Below are 25,182 nucleotides of genomic sequence, written 5' to 3'. Positions count from 1 at the left end.
ATGATAAATAAAATAACAAATGTTACAAGAAACGGAGTTTTGTTAATTTTTATAACATTTGTTAAAAGTTTCAGATTATTTTTCTAGCAATCTATTGTGAAGCAAGAAAACCTGAAAGGATGATTTAGATGTCAATTTATCAACAGTTGTTAGCACGAGAACGCAGCGGAGATCCGATCAAAGTAGGGATTATTGGAGCTGGCCAAATGGGCTTTGGACTCATTTCACAAATTTCTAAAATTCCAGGCATGATTGTAGCGGGTGTTTGTGATATTCACCTCAGTGCAGCAGAGAAGGCAGCGAATTTTTACAAACAGCATGCGAAGTCTCATCAAATGGTTGTCACAAATGATTATAGAGAAGTGATTCAATCAGATTTCGTGGAAGTTGTTGTGGATGCAACAGGTGTTCCAGAGGTCGGAGCAAACATTTCTTTGGAAGCGCTTAATTCAAAAAAACATCTTGTTCTTTTAAATGTAGAAGTCGATATTACCATCGGTTTGGTGATGCATAAATTATTCACGAACGCAGGGCTTGTTTACTCTGGATCAGCTGGAGACGAACCAGCAGCAACACTAGAATTATATGAATTTGCGAAAACAATGGGGCTTGAGGTGCTGGTTGCTGGGAAAGGCAAAAACAACCCATTCTTCCCTGAAGCAAATCCAGATACGTGTAAAGCAGAAGCAGATAGTAAACATATGAGTTCACATATGCTGGCTGCGTTCCAGGACGGAACAAAAACAATGGCAGAAATGAACTTATTGAGTAATGCGACAGGGCTTTTGCCAGATAAAGTAGGCATGCACGGAGTCGAAGCGAATTTAGAGAATGTCGCAGATAAATTGAATCAAAAACAACAAGGCGGCGTGCTGGATAACTTCGGAGTTGTTGAATATGTAAATGGACTTGCACCAGGCGTATTTGTCATCGTCAAGAGTGAGCTTGAGCCAGTAGATGAAGAGCTTCGCTACTTAAAAGTTGGAAAAGGTCCACACTACACGCTTTATCGTCCTTTCCACTTAGCGAGTCTTGAAACACCAGTCACTATCGCAAAAGCCGTCTTACAGCATGATTCATCCATTCACCCAATTGGTGTACCAGTGTCAGAAACAGTGGCTGTTGCGAAGAGAGATATTAAAGCAGGAGAAACACTTGACGGAATTGGTGGATACTCCGTAAGAGGTGTACTTGAAACGCATCAAGACATGAAATCGAACGGTCACATTCCAATTGGCTTAATCAGTGGAAAAGTGGTAGCGAAAAAAGACATCAAATTAGGACAATTCCTATCTCATGATGATGTAGAACTTGATTCAAACACAACGGTCTGGAAGCTGCGTTCATTACAAGATCATCTATTTCAATCATAAGGACGTGAGGCTATGGAAAAATTAGCAATCGTACTTTGTATCATTCTCATTGTGCAGTATGGTTTATCTTTTATTCAAATCAAGTACTACCGTAAAAGCATGGATTCACTGATTGATGACTATAGAGGGAAACAAGGCTATCACTTGTTTTCAGGAATGGAGCGGCGCAAAGTTGGTCCTGGGGCCATTGCGCTCATCATTGTCGATGAATCGTATATCATTCAAAAATGCCATGTGCTTGGCGGGGTCTCGATCTTATCTAAATTTAAGGAAGTTCCTTCATATGAAGGAAAGCATGTAGGTGCTGTGCTAGACGAGCACCATATGATGAAACAAACATTGAAAAGACGTAAAAAAGGACCAGCTGTCATGCAAGCACTCTCCATGGCAGCTGAACAGGCACTTGTCTCGATTTCGAAAAAAAATATAACAAATGTGAACTAAAGAAAGGGGAGATGAAACATGGAATGGATTCAATGGTTTGGAGAGCACTTTATCGGAATGTTTGAAGCCGGCGGAAAGCAATTCATGGGTCTTGTCACAGGTATCGTTCCAACGCTTGTTGTGCTACTTACTTTCACCTATGCTGTTATGAAGTTTATTGGAGAAGAGCGAGTGAATAGAGCGATCCAGTTTGCAGCAAAATATACCATTTTACGCTACACGTTAATGCCGATCTTATCCGTTCTTATTTTGACAAACCCAATGGCGTATACGTTTGGCCGCTTCTTACCCGAAAAACAAAAACCAGCATTCTATGATTCAGCTGTTTCATTTGTTCATCCAGTGACATCACTGTTCCCGTATGCCAACGCAGGAGAACTATTTGTCTACTTAGGAATTGCTAACGGGATTAAAGAAGCTGGATATTCTATGTCAGAGCTTGCTGTTCGTTACTTCTTAGTCGGGATTGTCGTCATTTTACTTCGCGGAATCATTACTGAATGGATCACAAAATACTTAGCAGGAAAAATGAAAGCGAATTCACAATAGGGGAGGGTTAGACATGACAAACCACAAAGTATTTGTAGCAAAAGGGTCTGGCGGATGGGGAAAAGGCTTAGAGCTTGAACCAGCCGGTAAAAGAAGAAAGGTTGTTTCCATTACAGGGGGAGGCATTCACCCAGTTGCACGTAAGATAGCAGAAATGACAGGGACAGAAGCATGTGATGGCTTTAAAAACTCCATACCAGAAGATGAAATGATGTGTGTTGTCATTGATTGCGGAGGAACCGCACGAATCGGACTTTATCCAATGAAGCGCATTCCAACTGTAGACGTTTTGGCATCCTCTCCTTCTGGACCGCTTGCAAAACATATTACAGAGGATATCTTCGTATCAGGCGTGACGGAAAAAGATATTTCTTTTGCGGAAGCATCTGATGGTGAGGCAAAAGCAGAAGGTCAAGATAGCAGTGAGTCGATTGACAAAGAGAATTTCAAAGAAACATACTCAAAGCTAAAAGAAGAAAATATCGAGCGTCAGGAAAAAGGCAATTTCCTTATGAGATTCTCAAGAGGAATCGGTAAAGTAACCGGCACGTTCTACCAGGCTGGCCGTGATTCTGTTGATATGCTTTTGAAAAACATTATTCCATTCATGGCTTTTGTCAGTATGTTAATTGGAATTATCAATTATACAAAAATCGGTGATCTGATTGCCCATTTCCTATCACCTTTGGCAGGATCTCTATGGGGGCTCTTACTGCTCGTTGTGGTCTGTACACTGCCATTCCTATCACCTGTCTTAGGACCCGGTGCAGTGATTGCACAAGTCATCGGTGTTCTCATTGGTAGTCAAATTGCACTAGGTAACATTCCGCCTCAATTTGCACTTCCTGCACTATTTGCCATCAACGGTCAAGTAGGGTGTGACTTCATTCCAGTTGGGCTATCACTTGGTGAAGCGAAGCCGGAAACGGTACAATATGGGGTACCAGCTGTTTTGTATAGCCGTCTTATTACAGGGGTTCTATCTGTTGTGATCGCATACGTTGCCAGCTTCGGTATGTATTAAACGTATTAAAGGAGGAATCGAGATACATGGTAACACAATCTGTCGTAAAAGAGATTGGGATATTAGTCCCGCAGTTTAAAGAAGATAAGCTGATTGTTTTATTTGGACCCGCAGCTCCGCAGGAATTAAGAGATATGTCGGTCATTCACGAATTCGAACACTTAGAAGAAGAGCCGCTGAAATTAGGCGGAACGATTCAAGTGGGCGATCAAACGTACACTATCACTGCACTTGGCAATAAAGCAAATGACAACTTTAAAGAGCTCGGCCATATTTCGATCTACTTCCAAGAGCCGTTTGATGATGTATTACCGGGAGCTGTCTTTGCATCCCCGCACACGTTTCCTGATATAAAAGAAGGCGTACGAATTGAAATCTCGTAGCCATGCAGAAAAGCTGTTCCTAAAAAGGAGCGGCTTTTTTATGTGAGGTTTACCGAAAGGAGCATTTACGATATGCTGTAAACATTCATTATTTGTATATTCAGAATTTTTACTCAGGAGGAAATGATGGTGTCACTTGATTTGAAGGATGTTTCTTTAAAACGAGATGGAAAATGGCTGCTGCGTTCTGTTGACTGGCATGTGAAAAAGCAGGAACACTGGGTGCTTTATGGATTAAATGGTGCGGGGAAAACCGCTTTATTAAATATGCTGTGCTCGTATTATTTTCCAACGTCAGGTGAGATGACGGTATTAGGGCATGTCTTTGGCAAGGAGGCTCTCGGTGAAAAGCTACGGAAGAAAATTGGACTCATCTCTGCAGGTCTTGAAAAGAAGCTGCACAGAGAGGACAATGCATTTGAAATTGTCCTTAGCGGAGCATTTGCTTCTATCGGGCTTTATGAAACACCAACAGATGATATGAGAGAGAAAGCGATTGATCTATTAAAAGCGTTCGAATCATTCAAATATGCCAACCGCACATATGAAACGCTCTCACAAGGAGAGAAACAAAAAGTACTGATCGCAAGGGCTTTAATGAATGATCCGAGGCTCTTGATTTTAGATGAACCTGTGACGGGTCTTGATTTTTTAGCAAGAGAACAAGTGCTGGAGACGATCTCACTCATTGCATCAAAGCCTGATGCACCCACTTTACTCTATACGACCCATCATGCAGAAGAGATTCTGCCGGTTTTTCAGCACACCTTATTATTAAAAGAAGGGGCAGTATTTCATCAAGGGGAGACAGAGCAGATGATGACAAGTGACTTGCTTTCTTCCTTTTTTGAATGTCCGGTGGATGTCATGTGGAGAAATGGGCGTCCGCACTTAAGTAAATTGTAGATAAAAGAAACTATTGGTCTGCTTCCCTGCTTTTCCATCATACATATTATAGTAGAAAACGAAAGGCGGGGAAGGAAAGATGATCAGTATTTCTGAATTCCAAATCAAAGATGTCGTTGATGTGTCCAGCGGTAAAAAACTAGGCACCATTGGGGACATTGATATCAATGTCACGAGCGGTAAAATACAAGCGATTATTATTGGCGGTACAGGTAAAATGATGGGATTTTTCGGAAAAGAAGAGGAAATGATCGTCCCATGGCGAAATATAGTAAAAATTGGCGAAGATGTGATACTTGTCCGATTGTCTTCTTAATTCGTATAACTCCTCAATGAATATCTCAATTTTTCCTTAAAACGAGCTCTCCATTCTCAGCAAACAATGTCTTTTTCGGGTAAAAAGATTACGTTTTCATATCAATTTGAAAAAAAACCTGTAGAAAGGGCACATTTGAGTGTAATATTTAATGAATCCCACTAACTGTCTATGCATGTCTTGTGGTAAAATAGGAGCGATATAAAGAGAGATGAATGAAAGGTGGGAGGCAGCTTTGACATACAAATATGACCCCTTTCAGCAGAAATCACCTTATGCAATGACCATTCATGATTGGACGAACATGACATGTTCTGGTAAAGAGGTATTGGCCGGGTTTACAACAAAAAATGGCGGCTTTAGCCTTTCACCATATCAATCAATGAACACTGGACTCCATGTAGGAGATGATGCTTCTAGTGTCCAAATGAATCGTCAAGTCATAGCAGATGCTACTGCTGTGCCGCTCTCTGATTGGGTGTTTGCAGACCAAACACACGAGGATCGCATGATGAAAGTCACCAAGGAGCAAAGAGGAAGAGGAAGTCTCCATTATCATGAGGCCCTGCCTGGAACAGACGGCTTATATACCTCTGAACCAAACATGATGCTCGCTCTTTGTTTCGCTGACTGTGTTCCGCTTTATTTTCTAGCTCCGCAAAATGGATTGATTGGAACGGCTCATGCCGGCTGGAAAGGAACCGTCAAGCAAATTGGCGCAAAGATGGTTGATGTATGGGTTAGCCAAGAAGGTGCCGAGACCGATCATATACAAGTCGTCATTGGACCATCAATTGGCAGCTGCTGCTACATAGTAGATGATGTTGTCATGGATCAAGTGAAAAAGCTTCCTTTTTCAACTGAGGATGTGTATTCCGAGATTTCACAAGGACAATATAAAATTGACTTGAAAACATTAAACAAAAACGTATTGCTTCATGCAGGAATAAAAGAAGAAAACATACATGTCAGTTCGATGTGCACAAGCTGCAACGATCAGCTTTTCTTCTCACACCGGCGTGATCAAGGAAAAACAGGACGTATGATGTCTTTTGTCGGGTTTAAGGAGGCATAAGTGCAATTGAATGTACGAGAGAATCTCAGACAAATAAATGAACAAATAAACGAAGCATGTAAAAGAGCAGGTAGAAATCCAGCCGATGTATCGGTCGTCGCTGTGACAAAATATGTCTCGATTGAACGAGCACAAGAAGCCAAGGAAGCAGGGGTTTTGCACTTTGGTGAAAACCGTGACCAAGGGCTACTTGAAAAACAGTCGGCAATAACCGATGAAAACATTAGCTGGCATTTTATCGGCAGTTTACAGACGCGAAAAGTGAAATCTGTCATTCAGACAATTGACTACTTACATTCGCTCGACAGAATGTCTCTTGCGAATGAAATTGAAAAAAGAGCGGATCACATCGTTCGCTGTTTTGTTCAGGTGAACACATCTCTTGAGGAGTCAAAACACGGCTTACAAAGCGAAGACGTGATTCCATTTGTCAAACAGCTCGCAGATTTCCAATACATTGAAGTTGCTGGACTGATGACGATGGCTCCATTTACAGATGATCAGACTGTGATTCGAAACTGTTTTAAAACATTAAAAAGCCTTCAAGAAGAGGTAAAACGTCTAAACCAAGTAAATGCACCTTGTCAGCATTTATCGATGGGCATGTCAAACGATTTTGAAATCGCAATTGAAGAAGGTGCGACATTTGTTCGGATTGGCTCTTCACTTGTTGGAAATGAAACAGGAGGTGCGTGACATGAGCATAAAAAATAAGTTTAAAAGCTTTTTCACACTCGACGATGAAGAGTATGAGTACGAATATATTGATGAAGAAAGAGAGCCAGTTCAAGAAGAAAAAGGAACAAAAGACAAAGCAGCATTTCAAGAGCGCCCGCAGACAGGAAAACAAAATGTCGTCAGCTTGCAAAGCGTGCAGAAATCCTCTAAAGTGGTGTTAAGTGAGCCGCGTGTTTATGCAGAGGCGCAAGAGATTGCAGACCATATTAAAAACAGACGTGCAGTCGTCGTGAATTTGCAGCGCATTCAGCACGATCAAGCAAAGCGAATCATCGACTTCCTAAGCGGAACGGTTTATGCAATCGGTGGAGACATCCAGCGTATTGGCTCGAATATATTCCTCTGCACACCTGATAATGTGGATGTATCTGGCACAATATCAGAACTTTTGACAGAGGAAGAACCTCAGAGGTGGTAAATCATAGTGATTCTAAATTTCATTTTTAACATTTTAGGGACGGTATTAACGATTTACTCATTCGCGATTATTATTTACATCTTTATGTCATGGGTGCCTTCTTCAAGAGAAACAACGATTGGCCGCTTTTTGACATCCATTTGTGAACCGTATTTAGAACCATTTCGTAAAATTATTCCGCCAATTGGCATGATTGACATCTCGCCAATTGTGGCATTGCTTGTGATTCGTTTTGCATCATCGTATGGACTAGCTGGTCTACAACAAATGATTGCCGGAATCATGTAAACAGGCTGCCGGGCTTGGCGCTGCCAGGCTCTTTTACATAAAAGGGGAACAAAATGAGCGATATCTATCAACATTTTAGAAAAGACGAACAGCCATTTGTCGACCAAGTGTTAGGCTGGAAAAAAATCGCACTTGACCAATATCGATTGAAATTAACAGACTTTCTTGATCCGCGTGAGCAGTTTATTACCCAGTCCGTGATCCAGCATTCTGATGAACTTGGCATCCTGTTTTTTGGTGGGTATGAGGGAGCGGAGCGCAAAAGAGCCATGATCTATCCTGATTATTTAGAGCCGTCTATTCAGGATTTTGAGCTGTCTTATTTTCAGGTGAACTATGCGAAAAAGTTTATTTCCATTGAACACCCGAAGCTTCTTGGCTCACTGATTGGGACAGGCTTGAAGCGTCAAAAATTTGGAGATCTGTTATTTTCAGAGGAAGATGTGCAGTTTATTTGTACAAGTGAGGTAGCCGATTTTGTTCGGGCGCAGCTGACACATGTGGGCAGAGCATCCGTTTCATTAGAGGAAATCAGTGAAGCAGAGATAAAGCCAGTCATCAGCAAGACGGACATCAAAGAAGATACCATTTCCTCTTTGCGGCTTGATGCTGTATGTGCTGCTGTCAGCCGTCAGTCTAGGCAAAAAGCACAGCTTTTAGTCAAAAACGGACTTGTCAAAGTAAACTGGAAAGTCACTGAAGACCCTTCCTTCACAATCGGCGAAGGAGATCAGCTCTCTGTGCGGGGATTTGGTCGCTTTAGCTTAAAAACGATTGATGGGAAGACAAAAAAGGATAAATTTAAAGTAACATTTGAGCTTCTGACATAACGAACTTGAATCTGGAGGTGGCGAGGTTGCCATTAACACCTAATGATATTCATAATAAAACGTTCACAAAAAGTTTTCGCGGCTATGACGAAGATGAAGTAAACGAGTTTTTAAGCCAGGTACGTAAAGACTACGAGATCGTGCTTCGTAAAAAGAACGAGCTTGAAGACAAAGTAAACGAGCTGGACGAAAGACTAGGTCATTTTGCGGTAATTGAAGAAACATTAAACAAATCAATTCTTGTGGCGCAGGAAGCAGCAGAAGACGTAAAACGTCATTCTGATAAAGAAGCAAAATTGATTATTCGTGAAGCAGAGAAAAATGCAGACCGCATTATTAACGAAGCACTATCTAAATCAAGAAAGATTGCGATGGAAATTGAAGAGCTGAAGAAACAGTCGAAGGTCTTTAGAACTCGCTTCCAAATGCTGATCGAAGCCCAACTGGATCTTCTGAAAAATGATGACTGGGATCATTTGCTGGAATATGAAGTGGACGCTGTCTTTGACGAAAAAGAATAAGCGCATCATCTTGACATGACATGCTCATGTTGCATATAATACCATCATAAATTAACAAGAGATAAACGTTTGAAAGGGACACTCGCAGCTGTACATGCGTAATAAAGCGAATCAGGGATGGTGGAAGCCTGACATTACGAAACGCTGCAATGAGATCACCCCTTTAGTTCCTTTTCTGAAATGAACCAGTAAGAAAAGGCGTCTGATCACGTTACGATTTTAGAGTGGATAAGCGGCTGTTTTATATCGCTTGTCTAAAAGGGTGGTACCGCGAGACAAGCCTTCTCGTCCCTTATGGGATGAGAGGGCTTTTTTTATTGTTTTTTAATACGAATTTGCATATGGAGGAATGGGTATGAACTACAAAGACACCTTATTAATGCCGAAAACAGAATTCCCGATGAGAGGGAACTTGCCAAACAAAGAGCCTGAAATCCAAGAGGAGTGGGCAGAAAAAGACATCTACCAAATGGTCTTAGAGCGGACAAAAGGACGCCCGACCTTTATTTTGCATGATGGACCTCCATATGCGAATGGTGACATTCATATGGGGCACGCACTCAATAAAATCCTGAAAGATTTTATTGTCCGTTTTAAATCAATGAATGGGTTCCACGCACCGTACGTACCGGGCTGGGATACACACGGTTTACCAATTGAAACGGCTCTTACTAAAAATAAAAAAGTCAAACGTAAGGAAATGTCTACAGCAGAATTCCGTAAATTATGCGAAGAGTATGCTTGGAAGCAAATCGACGGTCAGCGCAATCAGTTTAAGCGATTAGGCGTAAGAGCAGACTGGGACAATCCGTATGTGACGTTAAAGCCTGAATACGAAGCGCAGCAAATTCTTGTCTTCGGTGAAATGGCGAAAAGAGGCTATATTTACAAAGGGCTAAAGCCTGTTAACTGGTCTCCTTCAAGTGAGTCAGCTCTTGCAGAAGCGGAAATTGAATATAAAGACAAACGTTCACCATCCATTTACGTTTCATTTAAAGTGAAAGATGGAAAAGGCGTACTTGAAAACGGCGAACAATTCATCATCTGGACAACAACACCTTGGACACTTCCTGCAAACCTTGGCATTTGTGTTCATCCAAACCTAGAGTACAGTGTGCTCAAAGTTGGAGATGATCGTTATGTTGTCGCATCTGAGCTGGCTGAACAAGTGGCAAAAACGCTTGGCTTTGAAGAGTATGAAGTCGTGAAAACACTAAAAGGAAAAGAATTAGATACCATCGTTGCAGAGCATCCAATTTACGGTAGAGATTCTCTTGTGATGCTTGGCGATCATGTGACAACGGATGCAGGAACAGGCTGTGTTCACACAGCACCAGGTCACGGGGAAGATGACTTTAATGTTAGTATGAAATACGGTCTTGATGTGCTATGTCCAGTAGATGAAAAAGGTGTCATGACAGACGAAGCACCTGGTTTTGAAGGACTATTTTACGAGGATGCCAATAAAGCCATCACAGAACAGCTTGAAGCAAAAGGCGCGCTGAAAAAGCTCGACTTTATCACGCACTCCTACCCGCATGACTGGAGAACGAAAAAACCAACGATTTATCGTGCAACCGCTCAGTGGTTTGCATCGATTAAAGACTTTAGAGAAGCGCTACTAGACAATATTAAAGAAACGAAATGGGTGCCAGCATGGGGCGAGACACGCCTATTCAATATGGTACGTGACAGAGGTGACTGGTGCATTTCAAGACAGCGTGTATGGGGCGTTCCAATTCCGGTCTTTTATGCCGAAAATGGTGAGCCAATCATCACAGATGAAACAATTCAGCACGTCTCTCAATTATTTAGAGAGCATGGCTCAAATATTTGGTTTGAAAAAGAAGCGAAAGAGCTCTTGCCAGAAGGCTTTACACATCCAGGTAGCCCGAACGGTGAATTCACAAAAGAGCAGGACATCATGGATGTATGGTTTGATTCCGGTTCTTCTCACCAAGCCGTTTTAGAAGAAAGAGAGGACCTTGTCCGTCCAGCAGACCTTTATCTTGAAGGCTCTGACCAATATCGCGGCTGGTTTAACTCATCTTTATCTACTTCTGTAGCTATCACAGGAAAAGCACCTTACAAAGGAGTGGTTAGCCATGGAATGACTTTGGATAAAGAAGGACGTAAAATGAGTAAATCCTTAGGAAATACCATTGAACCTGCCAAAGTAGCTAAACAACTAGGTGCTGAAATTCTTAGACTTTGGGTATCTTCTGTCAACTATCAAGCCGATCACCCGGTGTCTGATGATATCTTAAAACAAGTAGCAGAGGTCTATCGTAAAATCCGTAACACGTTCCGCTTCCTGCACGGTAACCTATTTGACTTTGATCCAGCAGTCAATGCAGTACCTGTAGAAGAGCTTCGCGAAGTGGACCAATATATTTTGATCAAATTAAACAAATTAATTGATAAAGTGAAAAAAGCATATGACGACTACGAATTTGCAGTCGTATATCATGCGATTCACAATTTCTGTACAATTGAGTTAAGCTCTTTCTATCTCGATTTTGCAAAAGATGTGGTGTACATTGAGCATGCAGATCATCCGGACCGCCGCAGCATGCAGACCGTCTTCTACGAAACATTAATGGCGTTAGTGAAGCTGACTGCACCAATTCTTCCGCATACAGCAGATGAGTTATGGAGCCACTTAAGCTTTGTTGAAGAGCCAAGTGTTCAGTTAACAGATATGCCAGAAGGTGTGGCAGTTCCTCAAGCAGAAGCGACAGAAGCGAAGTTCGACCGCTTTATGGAAGTGCGTGACGATGTCCTAAAAGCGCTAGAGATTGCACGTAACGAAAAAGTCATCGGACGTTCACTTGAAGCAAGTGTGACACTTTACGCGACAGATGAAGTGAAAAACCTTCTTGCATCTATTAAAGAAGATGTGAAGCAGCTCTTTATCATCTCTGAACTAACGGTAGAAGATAAGCAGAATGAAGATGCATCAGCACCTGAATACACATCAGGACGTATTGTGGTTCAAAAAGCAGAAGGAGAACTGTGCGAACGTTCCCGCATTATTTCTAAAGATGTTGGTGCAAATCCGAAATACCCAACATTGTCGCTTAAAAATGCTGAAATCGTGGAGAAATATTACCAAAATTAACAGTGCGACATCACCAACTAGCGCCCCGCCATATGCGGGGCGTTTTCTATTCTGAGAAAATGACAGCGTTTAGAACGAAAGGAAAAATCTTATGGCTTTAAAGTGAACAGGCGAGGTAACAATATGATTATCACGACAGGGCAGGAGTTGAAATAGCGACATGAATGGCGATCTAGAGACGATTTACATGGAACTCCTTCAAATAAAAGAAGAACTGCAATCTAAACTGTTTGAATATGCATCATTTCGTTCACCCGATGACCATGTCACATTGAATGAAGCTAAAACGACAACGCTTCTTTTTCACATCAAAGAAGAGCTGCAAGATGTGTCGCTCGCTATTGCAAAAATTGAGCAAGGAACCTATGGCGTATGTGAAGCAACAGGTCTTGCAATCCCACTTGAACAAATGAGTATTCTTCCTACAGCCCGCACGACTGAAGACTTTTTATATCATAAGCAATACGAGAAAAAAGCATTCACTCCTTATCCTCACGATTCAAACGATTCTCATTTTGAAGCCTTCCACATGTAGGGAGGTTTTTGTCTGTCAACTAAAGTTTCTTTACTCCTTCCTGTTTTCTTGATAAAATGCTTAAAGATCAAAGTATGAAGATGGAGGAACGTGTGTGTTCTATTACATAATCGCATTCGTTATGATTTGTTTAGATCAATTAACAAAATGGCTCATTGTCAAACATATGATGCTCGGAGATTCTATTCCAGTGATTGATGGATTCTTTTATATCACGTCTCACCGTAATTCAGGAGCCGCATGGGGTATTCTCCAAGGACAAATGTGGTTTTTCTATGTGATCACACTCGTTGTTATTGCGGGAATTATTTATTACTTGCAAAAGCATGGACAAAAGGACAAGCTGCTTGGAGTAGCGCTAGCCTTAATGCTTGGCGGAGCAATTGGAAACTTTATCGACCGCATTTTCCGTCAGGAAGTGGTTGATTTTGCTCATTTCGTATTTGGGAATTATCATTATCCAATCTTTAACATTGCAGATTCTTCTTTATGTGTAGGGGTTATTCTGCTCTTCATTCAAATGCTTTTAGATGGAAAGAAAAATAAGGAGTCAACTACATGAATCAAGTAAACATTGCCGTTGCAGAAGAACAAACAAGTGAACGGCTTGATAAATTTTTAAGCATGACAGAACCAGAATGGTCAAGAACCCAAGTTCAGCAGTGGGTAAAGGATGGGCTCATCGAAGTAAACGGGAAACAAGTGAAAGCGAATTACAAAGTCCAAGCTGGAGATCAAATCAAAGTGGAGATTCCAGATCCAGAAGCACTTGATGTAGAAGCAGAATCAATGGATCTTGATATTTATTATGAGGATGAAGATGTGCTAGTGGTGAATAAACCACGAGGAATGGTCGTTCATCCAGCACCAGGCCATGTGTCAGGAACGCTTGTGAATGGCCTCATGGCACATTGCAATGACTTATCAGGTATTAATGGTGTGATGAGACCTGGAATTGTCCACCGCATTGATAAAGATACGTCTGGGCTGTTAATGGTCGCTAAAAATGATATGGCGCACGAATCACTCGTCAATCAGCTAGTTGCTAAGACCGTCACAAGAAAATATACCGCAGTTGTCCATGGCATCATCCAGCATGATACAGGAACAATTGATGCACCAATTGGCAGAGACAAAAAAGACCGCCAAAGCATGACGGTCACAAAAGAAAACGCAAAGCAGGCGATCACTCATTTTGACGTGCTTGAACGCTTTCAAGATTTCACTGTTGTTGAATGCCGTCTTGAAACAGGAAGAACACACCAAATTCGTGTTCATATGAAATATATTGGCTATCCTCTTGCAGGAGACCCGAAATATGGCCCGAGAAAAACAGTCGATTTCAATGGACAGCTGCTGCATGCAGGAGTTTTAGGATTTGATCATCCTAGAACAGGAGAATACATCGAGTTCACAGCACCAATTCCAGCTGATATGCAAGCTTTTATCGATTCATTAAGAAATAACGATTGACAGGCCGTTCTTTTTTTGAAATAATAAACAAAGAAATTGAGATTCTTTAAAACAGTCCAGAGAGGCTGAGAAGGATAACGGATCAATTTGTGCACGTGTATGCACAAATGAACGCCCCTCTCTGCCCTTTGCAGAAGGGGCTTTTTATTTGTCAAAAAGAGGTGTAGAAGATGGAACAAAAAGCAGTCATTCTTGATGAACAAGCGATAAGACGAGCGCTTACCCGAATTGCACATGAAATGATTGAGCGCAACAAAGGGATGAAGGATGTCATCCTTGCTGGGATCAAGACAAGAGGCATTCATCTTGCAAAGCGCCTTGCAGAGCGCATTGAGCAAATTGAAGGAAATCCAGTCACTGTGGGTGAACTTGATATTACACTATACCGTGATGACCTGACAAAAAAGACAGATAACCAAGACCCGCTTGTAAAGGGTGCAGACATTCCAGCTGACATTAATGACAAAACACTCATCGTCGTTGACGATGTCTTGTTTACAGGCAGAACCGTAAGAGCGGCCATGGATGCTCTTGTGGATGTAGGCAGACCGTCTTCTATCCAGCTTGCTGTTCTAGTCGACCGGGGACACCGGGAGTTGCCTATTCGAGCGGATTATATCGGGAAAAACATCCCGACATCAAAAGCAGAAACCGTCATGGTTCAGCTCAATGAAGTAGATCAAAACGACCTTGTCGCTATATATGAAAAATAACCTTTTTAAATGCATTCCAGAGAGTTTGCAAAGAGGGCAATAACAGAGACACCGAGCACACATATCCATGACGTGTACGGTTTTTCTAGGCCTCTTTGCGCATACTCGCAAAGAGGCTTTTTTAATGAAAAAGGACACATCTAGGAGGAAAATCATGAGTCGGCAAAAAGCCAATTTAGGCATTCGAGATATCCCAAAACCGTTCACATGGCTATCACTTAGCCTTCAGCATTTGTTTGCCATGTTTGGTGCGACCATTCTTGTACCAAAAATTATTGACATGAGTCCAGCAGTCGCGCTCATCTCAAGCGGTGTTGGAACCATTGTTTACTTAATCATCACAAGAGGACAAATTCCGGCGTATCTTGGATCGTCCTTTGCCTTTATCGCCCCCATATTGAATGTCAAAGCAACAGGCGGCCCTGGAGCCGCAATGGTTGGTGCCTTCATGGCGGGTGTGGCTTATGCGCTCATTGCACTATTCATAAAATGGTTAGGCACAGGCTGGCTGATGAAGCTTCTACCGCCTGTCGTCGTAGGACCAGTCATTATGGTGATCGGACTTGGACTCGCTGGAACAGCTGTCAACATGGCGATGTATGCCGATCCGAATGCGACCGAGCTTGTATACAGTCTAAAGCACTTAATGGTAGCGGGCTTTACACTAGCGGTCACGATTATCAGCATGATCTTCCTAAGAGGATTTCTTAGCCTGATCCCGGTATTAATCGGTATTATTAGCGGCTATCTCTTTGCCTTAACGCAGGGCATTGTGAACTTCCAGCCGGTTATTGACGCAAAATGGTTTGCTGTACCAGACTTCGTCGTACCATTTGTCGACTATACACCTGCTGTGACGTTAAGCATTCTCACAGTCATGGTGCCGGTTGCCTTTGTGACCATGTCTGAGCATATCGGTCACCAAGTGGTGTTAAGCAAGGTTGTGGGGCAAGATTTTATTAAAAAACCAGGTCTTCACCGCTCCATTTTAGGAGACAGTGCGGCGACCATTTTCGCTTCACTCATTGGTGGCCCTCCAACAACGACTTATGGTGAGAACATTGGCGTACTTGCCATCACAAGAGTGTTCAGTATCTTCGTCATCGGCGGAGCAGCAGTATTTGCGATCTGCTTCGGCTTTGTTGGGAAAATGTCAGCATTAATCAGTACAGTGCCGTCCGCGGTCATGGGAGGCGTTTCGTTCCTGCTTTTTGGGATCATTGCCTCAAGCGGCCTGAGAATCCTGATTGATCATAAAGTGAATTTTGAAGAAAAGCGTAATCTCATTATCGCATCTGTCATCTTAGTCATCGGAATTGGCGGGGCATTCATTGAGGTGAAACAAATCAACCTCACACTATCTGGAATGGCACTCGCTGCAATTACGGGCGTCCTGTTAAATCTCATCCTGCCGCACCAGAAAGCGGAGGATAACGAGTCAAATGAATCGAATACAGAAAACCTTTTAAAAGAAGTCCAGTGAGGCTGACAAGGGTTCTAAAATGAGCAGAATGTGCGAAAGTGCCGCTGCTTCTTTTGGAGAACCCTAAGCTGCCGAGGCTTAGGGTTTTTTTGAACCTGAAAGTGATGAAAAACTAGAGGGGGAAGAAAAATGAATGATCTATCGACAATGAGCAGCTTATCTAAGGAAGAGATTTTACAGCTGATTGAAGAAGCATCCGCATTGAAAAAGGGGAAGCAGGAACATGGCTTAGCTGGAGAATTTGTAGCGAACCTCTTCTTTGAACCAAGTACAAGAACACGTTTTAGCTTCGAAGTAGCCGAAAAGAAACTCGGAATGAATGTGCTTAGTCTAGATGCGGCAAGTACCTCAGTTCAAAAGGGAGAGACGCTTTACGATACGGTGAAAACGCTAGAATCCATTGGAGTCAAGGCGTGTGTCATTCGCGACAGCACTGACGAATATTACAACGAGCTAATCGGAAAAGTCGGGATTCCCATCATCAATGCTGGAGATGGCTGCGGGCAGCACCCGACACAATCACTGCTTGACCTGATGACCATCTTCGAAGAGTTTGGCGGGTTTGAAGGCTTAACGATTTCGATTCATGGAGATATCAAACATAGCAGGGTGGCGAGGTCGAATGCTGAGGTTCTTTCAAGGCTTGGAGCAACAGTGCTCTTTTCAGGACCAGCCTCCTTCCAAGATGAACAAAACCCTCACGGAACGTATGTCCAAGTAGATGAAGCCATCAAACGCTCTGATGTGGTGATGCTGCTAAGAATTCAGCATGAACGGCACGCAGAAAAGATGGGCAGTGACGATTACTTATCTACTTATGGATTAACAGTAGATCGGGCAAGCAAAATGAAAGAACGAGCCATTATTATGCATCCAGCACCGGTGAACAGAGGTGTTGAAATAGAGGATTCTTTAGTAGAATCCGAGCAGTCAAGAATTTTCAAGCAAATGGAAAATGGCGTGTATATCCGAATGGCTGTTTTAAAAAGAGCTTTTCAAAATAACAGACTACATCAAAAAGGGAGAGATTCTGTCTATGTCATATCTCATTAAAAACGGTTTTATCTTAACAAGCACAGGGGAAAGAGTGCAGCAGGATATTAGGGTAGAAGGAAAAGTGATTCAAGCGATTGGTCATTTAGAAAGAGAAGACGGAGAAGAGATCATTGATGCAGCTGGACTGTTTGTGTCACCAGGCTTGATTGATCTGCATGTGCACTTAAGAGAGCCAGGCGGCGAGAAAAAGGAAACGATTGAAACAGGCTCTAAGGCAGCAGCAAGAGGTGGATATACGACAATTGCAGCCATGCCGAATACACGGCCAGTGCCAGATACAAAAGAACAAATGGAATGGCTCATGAATCGAATCGAAGAGACCTCATCTGTGAGAGTGCTGCCATACGCCTCGATTACAACAAGGCAAATTGGCGAAGAGATGACAGACTTTGCAGCCTTAAAAGAAGCTGGTGCCTTTGCATTTACGGATGATGGTGTTGGCATCCAAACAGCTGGCATGATGTACGAAGCGATGAAAAAGGCAGCAAGCCTTGATCAAGCGATTGTGGCGCACTGTGAAGATAACTCGCTCATTTACGGAGGATGCGTTCATGAAGGAGAATTTTCACAAGCAAATGGGTTAAACGGAATACCATCAATTTGTGAATCTGTGCATATTGCAAGAGATGTCCTCTTAGCAGAAGCAGCGAACTGTCATTATCATGTATGTCATATCAGTACAAAAGAATCTGTTCGAGTCGTGCGCGATGCGAAAAAAGCAGGCATTCGTGTAACGGCTGAGGTATCACCGCATCACCTGCTTCTATGTGATACGGACATCCCGGGTCTTGATACAAACTATAAAATGAACCCGCCGCTCAGAGGAAAAGAGGATCGCGAGGCGCTGATTGAGGGACTTTTAGATGGCACAATTGATTTCATCGCAACAGATCATGCTCCGCATACAGAAGAAGAAAAAAACGAAACGATGCAGCGTGCACCTTTTGGGATTGTAGGACTTGAAACGGCGTTCCCGCTTTTGTACACACGATTTGTGAAAACAGGCGAATGGACATTAAAAGAACTCGTTGATTATATGACAATTAAACCAGCAGAAGCCTTCTCCCTTCCGTACGGAAAGCTAGAAGAGGGTCAAGTAGCTGATATCACACTCATTGATTTAAACAAAGAAATGGCAATCGATAAAAAAAGTTTCTTATCTAAAGGACAAAATACACCGTTTGACAAATTGACTGTATCAGGATGGCCAGTCATGACACTCGCATCTGGAAAGGTCGTTTATGAAGAGGGGAGACTAGTAAAATGAAGAGACGCTTAGTGCTAGAAAACGGAACAGTATTCGAGGGAACAGGCTTTGGCAGCTTAGAACCGTCAGTCGGAGAAGTCGTCTTTAATACGGGGATGACAGGCTATCAAGAGATTTTATCTGATCCATCATACTGCGGACAAATTGTCACACTCACTTACCCGCTCATCGGTAACTATGGCATTAACCGTGATGATTTTGAATCAATCACACCGTTTGTGAAAGGGCTGATTGTGAAAGAACTTTGTGAAAAGCCCTCAAACTGGCGCTCTTCATACTCACTCGATGAATACTTAAAAATGAAAAACATTCCCGGTATTAGCGGAATCGATACACGGAAGCTGACAAGAATGATCCGAAGTGCAGGAACATTAAGAGGGGCTTTTGCAGGGCCAAATGAACAAGTGGAAGATGTTGTGCGCCGACTTCACACATTGCAGCTGCCCACAGATCAAGTGAGTCAAGTATCTGTGAAAAATGCGTACCCAAGCCCAGGAAGAGGAAAAAGAATAGTGCTTGTCGATTTCGGAATGAAGCACGGCATTTTGCGCGAGCTCAATAAACGAGACTGTGATGTCATTGTGGTGCCATACAATATCACTGCAGATGAAGTGCTGCAGTTAAAGCCTGACGGAATCATGCTATCAAACGGCCCTGGGGACCCAGTGGATGTACCAGAAGCAGTTGAAATGATTCAGCAATTGATCGGTCAGGTACCACTCTTTGGGATTTGTCTAGGACATCAGTTATTCGCTCTTGCGTGCGGCGCAAGTACAGAAAAAATGAAATTCGGTCACAGAGGATCAAATCACCCAGTCAAAGAACTAGCAAGTGGCAAGGTAACCTTGACGTCTCAAAACCATGGCTACACGGTAAGTGCTATTAATGAAGACTTGCTCGAAGTAACCCATATTGCTCTAAATGACAATACGATTGAAGGATTAAAACATAAAGAAGCACCAGCATTCACTGTGCAGTATCACCCAGAAGCATCACCGGGTCCAGAAGATGCGAACTACTTATTTGACGAGTTCATGGAAATGATTCAGATGACTGAGAAAGAAGGGGAAGAAGTATGCCAAAACGCGTAGATATCAAAAAGATTTTAGTAATCGGATCAGGTCCAATCATCATCGGTCAGGCAGCGGAGTTTGACTATGCAGGCACACAGGCTTGCCTAGCACTAAAAGAAGAGGGCTATGAAGTCGTTCTTGTGAATTCAAATCCTGCGACGATTATGACAGATACAGAAATGGCCGACAAGGTATACATCGAACCACTGACACCAGAATTCTTAACACGAATCATTCGAAAGGAACGCCCTGATGCGATCTTACCAACACTTGGCGGACAAACTGGACTGAACCTCGCTGTTGAATTATCAGATCTTGGCGTACTCGCTGAATGCGGCGTTGAAGTACTCGGAACAAAGCTCTCAGCTATTCAAAAAGCTGAGGACAGAGATTTATTCCGTAATCTGATGAATGAACTAAATGAACCTGTCCCAGAAAGTGAAATCATTCATAATCTTGAAGAAGCGATGGCGTTCACGAATCAAATTGGTTTCCCTGTCATTGTCAGACCAGCTTATACATTAGGCGGAACGGGCGGCGGAATTTGTACAAACGAGCAAGAATTGAAAGAAATCGTTGAAAACGGATTGAAGCTAAGCCCAGTCACACAATGTTTGCTTGAAAAGAGTATTGCAGGCTTTAAAGAAATTGAATATGAAGTCATGCGTGATAGCAGTGACCATGCGATCGTTGTTTGTAACATGGAAAATTTCGACCCTGTCGGCATCCATACTGGTGACAGCATTGTCGTCGCACCAAGCCAAACGTTAAGTGACCGCGAATATCAGCTGCTTCGTAATGTGTCACTCAAGCTCATCCGTGCACTTGGCATTGAAGGCGGCTGTAACGTACAGCTGGCGCTTGATCCGAACAGCTTTCAATACTATATCATCGAAGTAAACCCGCGCGTGAGCCGTTCCTCTGCGCTTGCGTCTAAAGCAACAGGCTATCCAATTGCGAAGCTTGCAGCGAAAATTGCTGTAGGCTTAACGCTTGATGAAATGATGAACCCAGTGACAGGTAAAACATATGCAGCCTTCGAGCCAGCACTTGATTATATCGTTTCAAAAATCCCGCGCTGGCCGTTTGACAAGTTTGAATCTGCCAACAGACGTCTTGGTACGCAAATGAAAGCAACCGGTGAAGTCATGGCGATCGGCCGTACATTAGAAGAGTCTCTTTTAAAGGCTGTACGTTCTCTTGAAGCAGATGTGCATCACATTGAATTAAAAGATGAAGCAGATATCACAAACGAAGTGCTCGAAAAGCGGATTATCAAAGCAGGAGACGAGCGACTATTTTATATCGCTGAGGCGCTTAGAAGAGGCTATACAGTCGAACAGATTCATGAATTCTCAAAAATTGATTTCTTCTTCCTTCATAAGCTGGAAGGAATCATCGCATTTGAAAAGGCATTAAAAGAAAACAAAGGCAATACAGACGTATTAAAAGAAGCGAAAGATAAAGGCTTCTCAGACATCTACATTAGCCGCGAGTGGAGCATGAAGGAAGCGGATGTCTACAAGCTAAGACAAGATGCAGGCATTGTACCTGTATACAAAATGGTGGATACATGTGCGGCAGAATTTGAATCAGAGACGCCATATTTCTACAGCACGTATGAAGATGAAAATGAATCAGAACGTACAGACAAGAAAAGCGTCATCGTGTTAGGTTCAGGTCCAATCCGAATTGGACAAGGGGTTGAGTTTGATTATGCAACCGTTCATTCTGTGTGGGCGATCAAACAAGCAGGTTATGAAGCCATCATTATAAACAACAACCCTGAAACGGTCTCAACAGACTTCAGTATTTCAGATAAGCTTTACTTTGAACCACTTACTGTAGAAGATGTGATGCATATCATCGACCTTGAACAACCTGAAGGTGTCGTCGTTCAGTTCGGCGGACAAACAGCGATCAACTTAGCAGATGAATTATCGAATAGAGGGGTTAAGATTCTAGGAACGTCGCTTGAAGACCTTGACCGCGCAGAAAACCGTGACAAGTTTGAACAAACATTAGAAGCACTCGGCGTGCCGCAGCCAAAAGGAAAAACAGCTACGTCTGTGCCAGAGGCGGTAGCGATTGCGAATCAGATCGGCTACCCAGTCCTTGTCCGCCCTTCCTATGTATTAGGCGGTCGTGCGATGGAAATTGTTTACCAAGAAGCCGAGCTCCTTCACTATATGGAGAATGCGGTGAAAGTCAATCCGCAGCACCCAGTGTTAATTGACAAGTATTTGACGGGAAAAGAAATTGAAGTAGATGCCGTGTCTGACGGAGAAACTGTCGTGATCCCAGGCATTATGGAACATATTGAAAGAGCTGGAGTTCACTCTGGTGACTCCATTGCGGTCTATCCCCCGCAAACATTGTCTGAGGACATCAAAGCGAAGATCGCAGAATACACGATTAAACTCGCAAAAGGACTCAACATTATAGGGCTGCTTAACATTCAATTTGTTCTATCAAAAGGAGAAGTGTTCGTCCTTGAAGTGAATCCGCGTTCAAGCCGGACTGTCCCATTCTTAAGTAAAATTACGGGCATTCCAATGGCAAACCTAGCGACAAAAGTCATTTTAGGCGACAAGCTCAAAAACTATGGCTACAAAGAAGGGCTTCACACCGAACAAGAAGGGGTATACGTCAAAGTCCCAGTCTTCTCTTTTGCAAAACTAAGAAGAGTGGATATTACACTTGGGCCTGAAATGAAATCAACAGGTGAAGTCATGGGGAAAGATGTCACAATCGAAAAAGCCCTCTACAAAGGGTTGATTGCATCAGGGATTCAAATTCCAAAAGACGGAACGGTTCTCCTCACAGTGGCTGACAAGGATAAAGAGGAAGGGCTAGAGATTGCAAGAAGATTCCATTCCATCGGTTATCATATTTTAGCGACAGAAGGAACGGCGAATTACTTAAAACAAGCCTCCATTCCATCAAGTGTGGTCGGCAAAATAGGAGAAGAAGGAAAGAATCTTCTCGATGTGATTCGAAACGGTGAAGCCCAATTTGTCATCAATACCCTGACAAAAGGAAAGCAGCCGGCAAGAGACGGCTTTAGAATTAGACGTGAATCTGTTGAAAATGGAGTGGCTTGCTTAACGTCACTAGATACAGCAGAAGCCATTTTAAGAGTGCTTGAGAGCATGACATTTAGAGCAGACGAAATGCCAGAAGTGAAAACGAATGCTGAGGTGACAGTAACGATATGAAAAAAGCATACTTGACGGTCGTCTCGAACCGAGAGATCGCTGATCATATTTACGAAATGACATTAAAAGGTGACCTTGTGGACTCATTTCAAACGGCTGGACAGTTTCTTCATATAAAGGTCAGCGAATCCATGACACCGCTGCTGAGAAGACCGATCAGTATTGCCAACATTCATGCCGAGCAAAAAGAAGCAACCATCATTTACCGTGCAGAAGGAGAGGGCACAAAGCTCCTCTCCCAAAAGCGGGCGGGAGAATCAGTCGATGTATTAGGGCCGCTTGGGAACGGTTATGACCCTTCAGTTGTCCAGCCTGGTCAGACGGCATTACTAGTCGGTGGAGGAATTGGTGTACCGCCGCTATATGAGCTGTCCAAGCGTTTAACGAAAAAAGGCGTCATCGTGAAGCATGTCCTCGGCTTTCAATCGAAAAAGGATGTATTTTATGAGGGGAAATTTCAAGCACTTGGCGATACTTATATCGCAACCGTTGATGGAACATACGGCTCAAAAGGTTTTGTGACAGGTGTGATCGAAGAAAATGATTTGAGCTTTGATGTACTGCTTTCCTGCGGACCGACACCTATGCTAAAAGCACTGAAAGACATGTATCCTGATAAGCCTGTCTACATTTCAATGGAAGAAAGAATGGGCTGCGGAATCGGTGCGTGCTTTGCTTGTGTCTGTCATACCGATCAGCACGAAAAACCTTACGTCAAAGTCTGTCTTGATGGACCTGTATTTAAAGCAGAGGAGGTGGCATTGTCATGCTAAACGTTGAATTACCCGGCTTATCTTTAAAGAATCCGATTATACCTGCATCAGGCTGCTTTGGATTCGGGAGAGAATTTGCTTCATTATATGATTTATCCATGCTGGGCGGCATCATGATCAAAGCCACTACCCTTGAAGCGAGATTTGGCAACCCAACACCAAGGGTGGCCGAGACTGGAGCCGGTATGCTTAATGCGATCGGTCTTCAAAATCCAGGTCTAAAAGGCGTGCTTGAAAATGAATTACCTTGGCTTGAGCAGTTTGATACCCCCATTATTGCAAACGTTGCTGGCTCACAGGTCGATGATTATGTTGAAGTTGCAAAACAAATCAGCCAAGCAAAGAATGTCCATGCCCTTGAACTGAATATTTCTTGTCCGAATGTCAAAACAGGCGGGATTGCATTTGGTACAGACCCAAACATGGCAGCGTCGTTGACAAAAGCGGTCAAGGAAGTCTCCTCGGTTCCTGTCTATGTCAAACTGTCTCCTAACGTAGCCAATATTGTGGAGATTGCTCGTGCGATTGAATCTGCTGGAGCGGATGGACTCACCATGATTAATACCTTAATTGGCATGCGTTTAGATTTAAAAACTGGGAAACCCATCCTTGCCAATAAAACAGGTGGATTATCAGGTCCAGCTATAAAACCTGTCGCTGTTCGAATGGTGCATGAGGTCAGTCAGGCGGTTTCTATTCCGATTATTGGGATGGGCGGGGTGCAAAGCGCTGAAGATGTACTTGAATTTTTACTAGCAGGTGCAAGTGCTGTAGCTGTTGGGACAGCCAATTTTGTGAACCCTTTTATTTGTCCAGAAATCATTGAAGAGCTGCCAAATGTGTTAGCGGCGTATGGTTATTCATCTGTAGAGGAATGTATCGGAAGGAGCTGGAACCATGAAGCACTTGCCCATCATCGCGCTTGATTTTCCATCAGGGCAGGAGGCACTTGCCTTTTTAGAACCCTTTGAAGGGACACCATTATTTGTGAAGGTTGGTATGGAGCTGTTTTACCAAGAAGGGCCAGCCATCCTTGACGCGCTAAAAGAAAAAGATTGTCGCATATTTCTTGATCTGAAATTACATGACATTCCAACAACGGTGCAAAAAGCGATGAACCGGCTTGCTGCACTTGGGGTCGATTTGGTCAATGTGCATGCAGCTGGCGGGAAAAAAATGATGCACGCTGCGGTAGAGGGGCTTGAAAGCGGGACGCCTGCTGGACAAAGTCGCCCAGGCATCATTGCTGTGACTCAGCTGACAAGTACATCAGAAGACATGATGAACAAAGAATTACTCATTGATCGTCCATTGCAAGAGACTGTGCTGCATTACGGACAATTGGCTTATGAAAGTGGACTTGACGGTGTTGTTTGCTCTGTTCATGAGTCTAAAGTCCTTCATGAACACATCTCACCTTCCTTTCTCACTGTGACGCCAGGGATTCGCTTGCCGAATGATCAAACCGATGACCAAAAGCGTGTGGCGACACCTGCCTTTGCAAAAGAGCAAGGTGTTTCACAAATTGTTGTCGGAAGGTCCATCACGAAAGCTGAAAACCCAAAGGAAGCCTATCATCAAATTTTGAAAGAGTGGGAGTGACCG

At 43.0% G+C, this 25,182-nt stretch carries 26 protein-coding genes and 1 other annotated feature; all 26 genes read left to right on the top strand.

What is annotated here, in order from left to right; genetic code table 11:
* Positions 1-128: 128 nt before the first annotated feature.
* A complete protein-coding gene (locus BA70_RS02905) occupies positions 129-1,373 on the top strand; it encodes an NAD(P)H-dependent oxidoreductase (protein WP_034317957.1) in 1,245 nt (414 codons plus the stop codon).
* Positions 1,374-1,385: 12 nt separating this feature from the next.
* The gene (locus BA70_RS02900; RefSeq protein ID WP_034317954.1) at positions 1,386-1,817 is read left to right on the top strand and encodes a transcriptional regulator GutM; all 432 of its coding nucleotides are present in this window, start codon (positions 1,386-1,388) and stop codon (positions 1,815-1,817) included.
* Positions 1,818-1,835: 18 nt separating this feature from the next.
* Complete coding sequence (srlA, locus tag BA70_RS02895; protein WP_003210918.1) at positions 1,836-2,366, top strand: PTS glucitol/sorbitol transporter subunit IIC; 531 nt, start codon at positions 1,836-1,838, stop codon at positions 2,364-2,366.
* 13 nt (positions 2,367-2,379) lie between these two features.
* The gene (gene srlE, locus BA70_RS02890; RefSeq protein WP_034317951.1) at positions 2,380-3,390 is read left to right on the top strand and encodes a PTS glucitol/sorbitol transporter subunit IIB; all 1,011 of its coding nucleotides are present in this window, start codon (positions 2,380-2,382) and stop codon (positions 3,388-3,390) included.
* Between the two features lie 26 nt (positions 3,391-3,416).
* Positions 3,417-3,773 carry a PTS glucitol/sorbitol transporter subunit IIA gene (locus tag BA70_RS02885; protein WP_007499733.1) on the top strand — a complete coding sequence of 119 codons (357 nt, stop codon included), beginning with the start codon at positions 3,417-3,419 and terminating at the stop codon, positions 3,771-3,773.
* A gap of 126 nt (positions 3,774-3,899) precedes the next feature.
* Positions 3,900-4,679 carry an ABC transporter ATP-binding protein gene (locus tag BA70_RS02880; RefSeq protein WP_167331421.1) on the top strand — a complete coding sequence of 260 codons (780 nt, stop codon included), beginning with the start codon at positions 3,900-3,902 and terminating at the stop codon, positions 4,677-4,679.
* A gap of 79 nt (positions 4,680-4,758) precedes the next feature.
* Positions 4,759-4,995, top strand: a complete 237-nt coding sequence (locus BA70_RS02875) for a YlmC/YmxH family sporulation protein (protein WP_008344958.1) — start codon at positions 4,759-4,761, stop codon at positions 4,993-4,995.
* A 211-nt stretch (positions 4,996-5,206) separates the two neighbouring features.
* Positions 5,207-6,070 (top strand): peptidoglycan editing factor PgeF, encoded by an 864-nt coding sequence (gene pgeF / locus BA70_RS02870; protein ID WP_034317948.1) that lies wholly within the window; start codon positions 5,207-5,209, stop codon positions 6,068-6,070.
* Between the two features lie 6 nt (positions 6,071-6,076).
* The gene (locus BA70_RS02865; RefSeq protein ID WP_034318125.1) at positions 6,077-6,766 is read left to right on the top strand and encodes a YggS family pyridoxal phosphate-dependent enzyme; all 690 of its coding nucleotides are present in this window, start codon (positions 6,077-6,079) and stop codon (positions 6,764-6,766) included.
* A 1-nt stretch (position 6,767) separates the two neighbouring features.
* Positions 6,768-7,226, top strand: coding sequence for a cell division protein SepF (sepF, locus tag BA70_RS02860; protein ID WP_003212271.1), 459 nt, complete (start codon positions 6,768-6,770; stop codon positions 7,224-7,226).
* A 6-nt stretch (positions 7,227-7,232) separates the two neighbouring features.
* Complete coding sequence (locus BA70_RS02855) at positions 7,233-7,514, top strand: YggT family protein (protein ID WP_034317945.1); 282 nt, start codon at positions 7,233-7,235, stop codon at positions 7,512-7,514.
* A 53-nt stretch (positions 7,515-7,567) separates the two neighbouring features.
* The gene (locus BA70_RS02850; RefSeq protein WP_034317943.1) at positions 7,568-8,344 is read left to right on the top strand and encodes a YlmH family RNA-binding protein; all 777 of its coding nucleotides are present in this window, start codon (positions 7,568-7,570) and stop codon (positions 8,342-8,344) included.
* A 26-nt stretch (positions 8,345-8,370) separates the two neighbouring features.
* Positions 8,371-8,865 carry a DivIVA domain-containing protein gene (locus BA70_RS02845; RefSeq protein WP_034317940.1) on the top strand — a complete coding sequence of 165 codons (495 nt, stop codon included), beginning with the start codon at positions 8,371-8,373 and terminating at the stop codon, positions 8,863-8,865.
* A gap of 59 nt (positions 8,866-8,924) precedes the next feature.
* Positions 8,925-9,161 (top strand) — a binding site (T-box leader).
* Between the two features lie 59 nt (positions 9,162-9,220).
* Complete coding sequence (gene ileS / locus BA70_RS02840) at positions 9,221-11,986, top strand: isoleucine--tRNA ligase (protein WP_034317937.1); 2,766 nt, start codon at positions 9,221-9,223, stop codon at positions 11,984-11,986.
* 160 nt (positions 11,987-12,146) lie between these two features.
* Positions 12,147-12,521, top strand: coding sequence for a TraR/DksA C4-type zinc finger protein (locus BA70_RS02835; RefSeq protein WP_034317934.1), 375 nt, complete (start codon positions 12,147-12,149; stop codon positions 12,519-12,521).
* Positions 12,522-12,615: 94 nt separating this feature from the next.
* Positions 12,616-13,083: a signal peptidase II gene (lspA, locus tag BA70_RS02830; RefSeq protein ID WP_034317932.1), complete on the top strand. Its 468-nt coding sequence runs from the start codon at positions 12,616-12,618 to the stop codon at positions 13,081-13,083.
* Positions 13,080-13,994: an RluA family pseudouridine synthase gene (locus BA70_RS02825; RefSeq protein WP_034317931.1), complete on the top strand. Its 915-nt coding sequence runs from the start codon at positions 13,080-13,082 to the stop codon at positions 13,992-13,994. The genes lspA and BA70_RS02825 overlap by 4 nt, the downstream gene beginning before the upstream one ends.
* Before the next feature lie 170 nt (positions 13,995-14,164).
* On the top strand, positions 14,165-14,707 hold the full coding sequence (gene pyrR, locus BA70_RS02820; RefSeq protein ID WP_024424234.1) for a bifunctional pyr operon transcriptional regulator/uracil phosphoribosyltransferase PyrR: 543 nt from the start codon (positions 14,165-14,167) through the stop codon (positions 14,705-14,707).
* Between the two features lie 154 nt (positions 14,708-14,861).
* Entirely contained in the window at positions 14,862-16,190 is a 1,329-nt protein-coding gene (locus BA70_RS02815) for a solute carrier family 23 protein (RefSeq protein WP_034317928.1), read from the top strand.
* Between the two features lie 129 nt (positions 16,191-16,319).
* On the top strand, positions 16,320-17,243 hold the full coding sequence (locus tag BA70_RS02810; RefSeq protein WP_034317926.1) for an aspartate carbamoyltransferase catalytic subunit: 924 nt from the start codon (positions 16,320-16,322) through the stop codon (positions 17,241-17,243).
* Entirely contained in the window at positions 17,227-18,513 is a 1,287-nt protein-coding gene (locus tag BA70_RS02805; RefSeq protein WP_034317924.1) for a dihydroorotase, read from the top strand. The genes BA70_RS02810 and BA70_RS02805 overlap by 17 nt, the downstream gene beginning before the upstream one ends.
* Entirely contained in the window at positions 18,510-19,604 is a 1,095-nt protein-coding gene (locus BA70_RS02800; RefSeq protein WP_034317922.1) for a carbamoyl phosphate synthase small subunit, read from the top strand. Before BA70_RS02805 ends, BA70_RS02800 begins: the two co-directional genes overlap by 4 nt.
* Positions 19,589-22,804: a carbamoyl-phosphate synthase (glutamine-hydrolyzing) large subunit gene (gene carB / locus BA70_RS02795; protein WP_034317919.1), complete on the top strand. Its 3,216-nt coding sequence runs from the start codon at positions 19,589-19,591 to the stop codon at positions 22,802-22,804. Before BA70_RS02800 ends, carB begins: the two co-directional genes overlap by 16 nt.
* On the top strand, positions 22,801-23,577 hold the full coding sequence (locus BA70_RS02790; protein ID WP_034317916.1) for a dihydroorotate dehydrogenase electron transfer subunit: 777 nt from the start codon (positions 22,801-22,803) through the stop codon (positions 23,575-23,577). The genes carB and BA70_RS02790 overlap by 4 nt, the downstream gene beginning before the upstream one ends.
* Positions 23,571-24,503, top strand: a complete 933-nt coding sequence (locus tag BA70_RS02785) for a dihydroorotate dehydrogenase (RefSeq protein WP_034317913.1) — start codon at positions 23,571-23,573, stop codon at positions 24,501-24,503. The genes BA70_RS02790 and BA70_RS02785 overlap by 7 nt, the downstream gene beginning before the upstream one ends.
* On the top strand, positions 24,475-25,179 hold the full coding sequence (gene pyrF / locus BA70_RS02780) for an orotidine-5'-phosphate decarboxylase (protein ID WP_034317910.1): 705 nt from the start codon (positions 24,475-24,477) through the stop codon (positions 25,177-25,179). Before BA70_RS02785 ends, pyrF begins: the two co-directional genes overlap by 29 nt.
* Positions 25,180-25,182 lie beyond the last annotated feature (3 nt).

Source organism: Bacillus zhangzhouensis, from assembly GCF_000715205.1.
GTDB classification, from domain to species: domain Bacteria; phylum Bacillota; class Bacilli; order Bacillales; family Bacillaceae; genus Bacillus; species Bacillus zhangzhouensis.
Note: the sequence above shows the minus strand (reverse complement) of the source record. Positions and strands in the feature narration are given on the sequence as shown.

What these genes read in the sequence shown, in the direction of transcription:
- BA70_RS02880 (WP_167331421.1), top strand. Translation starts at nt 3,900, where the DNA reads ATGGTGTCACTTGATTTGAAGGATGTTTCTTTAAAACGAGATGGAAAA.
- srlE (WP_034317951.1), top strand. Translation starts at nt 2,380, where the DNA reads ATGACAAACCACAAAGTATTTGTAGCAAAAGGGTCTGGCGGATGGGGA.
- srlA (WP_003210918.1), top strand. Translation starts at nt 1,836, where the DNA reads ATGGAATGGATTCAATGGTTTGGAGAGCACTTTATCGGAATGTTTGAA.
- BA70_RS02850 (WP_034317943.1), top strand. Translation starts at nt 7,568, where the DNA reads ATGAGCGATATCTATCAACATTTTAGAAAAGACGAACAGCCATTTGTC.
- BA70_RS02815 (WP_034317928.1), top strand. Translation starts at nt 14,862, where the DNA reads ATGAGTCGGCAAAAAGCCAATTTAGGCATTCGAGATATCCCAAAACCG.
- BA70_RS02875 (WP_008344958.1), top strand. Translation starts at nt 4,759, where the DNA reads ATGATCAGTATTTCTGAATTCCAAATCAAAGATGTCGTTGATGTGTCC.
- BA70_RS02800 (WP_034317922.1), top strand. Translation starts at nt 18,510, where the DNA reads ATGAAGAGACGCTTAGTGCTAGAAAACGGAACAGTATTCGAGGGAACA.
- BA70_RS02905 (WP_034317957.1), top strand. Translation starts at nt 129, where the DNA reads ATGTCAATTTATCAACAGTTGTTAGCACGAGAACGCAGCGGAGATCCG.
- BA70_RS02900 (WP_034317954.1), top strand. Translation starts at nt 1,386, where the DNA reads ATGGAAAAATTAGCAATCGTACTTTGTATCATTCTCATTGTGCAGTAT.
- sepF (WP_003212271.1), top strand. Translation starts at nt 6,768, where the DNA reads ATGAGCATAAAAAATAAGTTTAAAAGCTTTTTCACACTCGACGATGAA.
- BA70_RS02790 (WP_034317916.1), top strand. Translation starts at nt 22,801, where the DNA reads ATGAAAAAAGCATACTTGACGGTCGTCTCGAACCGAGAGATCGCTGAT.
- BA70_RS02885 (WP_007499733.1), top strand. Translation starts at nt 3,417, where the DNA reads ATGGTAACACAATCTGTCGTAAAAGAGATTGGGATATTAGTCCCGCAG.
- BA70_RS02835 (WP_034317934.1), top strand. Translation starts at nt 12,147, where the DNA reads ATGAATGGCGATCTAGAGACGATTTACATGGAACTCCTTCAAATAAAA.
- pgeF (WP_034317948.1), top strand. Translation starts at nt 5,207, where the DNA reads ATGAATGAAAGGTGGGAGGCAGCTTTGACATACAAATATGACCCCTTT.
- pyrF (WP_034317910.1), top strand. Translation starts at nt 24,475, where the DNA reads ATGAAGCACTTGCCCATCATCGCGCTTGATTTTCCATCAGGGCAGGAG.
- ileS (WP_034317937.1), top strand. Translation starts at nt 9,221, where the DNA reads ATGAACTACAAAGACACCTTATTAATGCCGAAAACAGAATTCCCGATG.
- pyrR (WP_024424234.1), top strand. Translation starts at nt 14,165, where the DNA reads ATGGAACAAAAAGCAGTCATTCTTGATGAACAAGCGATAAGACGAGCG.
- BA70_RS02825 (WP_034317931.1), top strand. Translation starts at nt 13,080, where the DNA reads ATGAATCAAGTAAACATTGCCGTTGCAGAAGAACAAACAAGTGAACGG.
- BA70_RS02785 (WP_034317913.1), top strand. Translation starts at nt 23,571, where the DNA reads ATGCTAAACGTTGAATTACCCGGCTTATCTTTAAAGAATCCGATTATA.
- BA70_RS02810 (WP_034317926.1), top strand. Translation starts at nt 16,320, where the DNA reads ATGAATGATCTATCGACAATGAGCAGCTTATCTAAGGAAGAGATTTTA.
- carB (WP_034317919.1), top strand. Translation starts at nt 19,589, where the DNA reads ATGCCAAAACGCGTAGATATCAAAAAGATTTTAGTAATCGGATCAGGT.
- BA70_RS02805 (WP_034317924.1), top strand. Translation starts at nt 17,227, where the DNA reads ATGTCATATCTCATTAAAAACGGTTTTATCTTAACAAGCACAGGGGAA.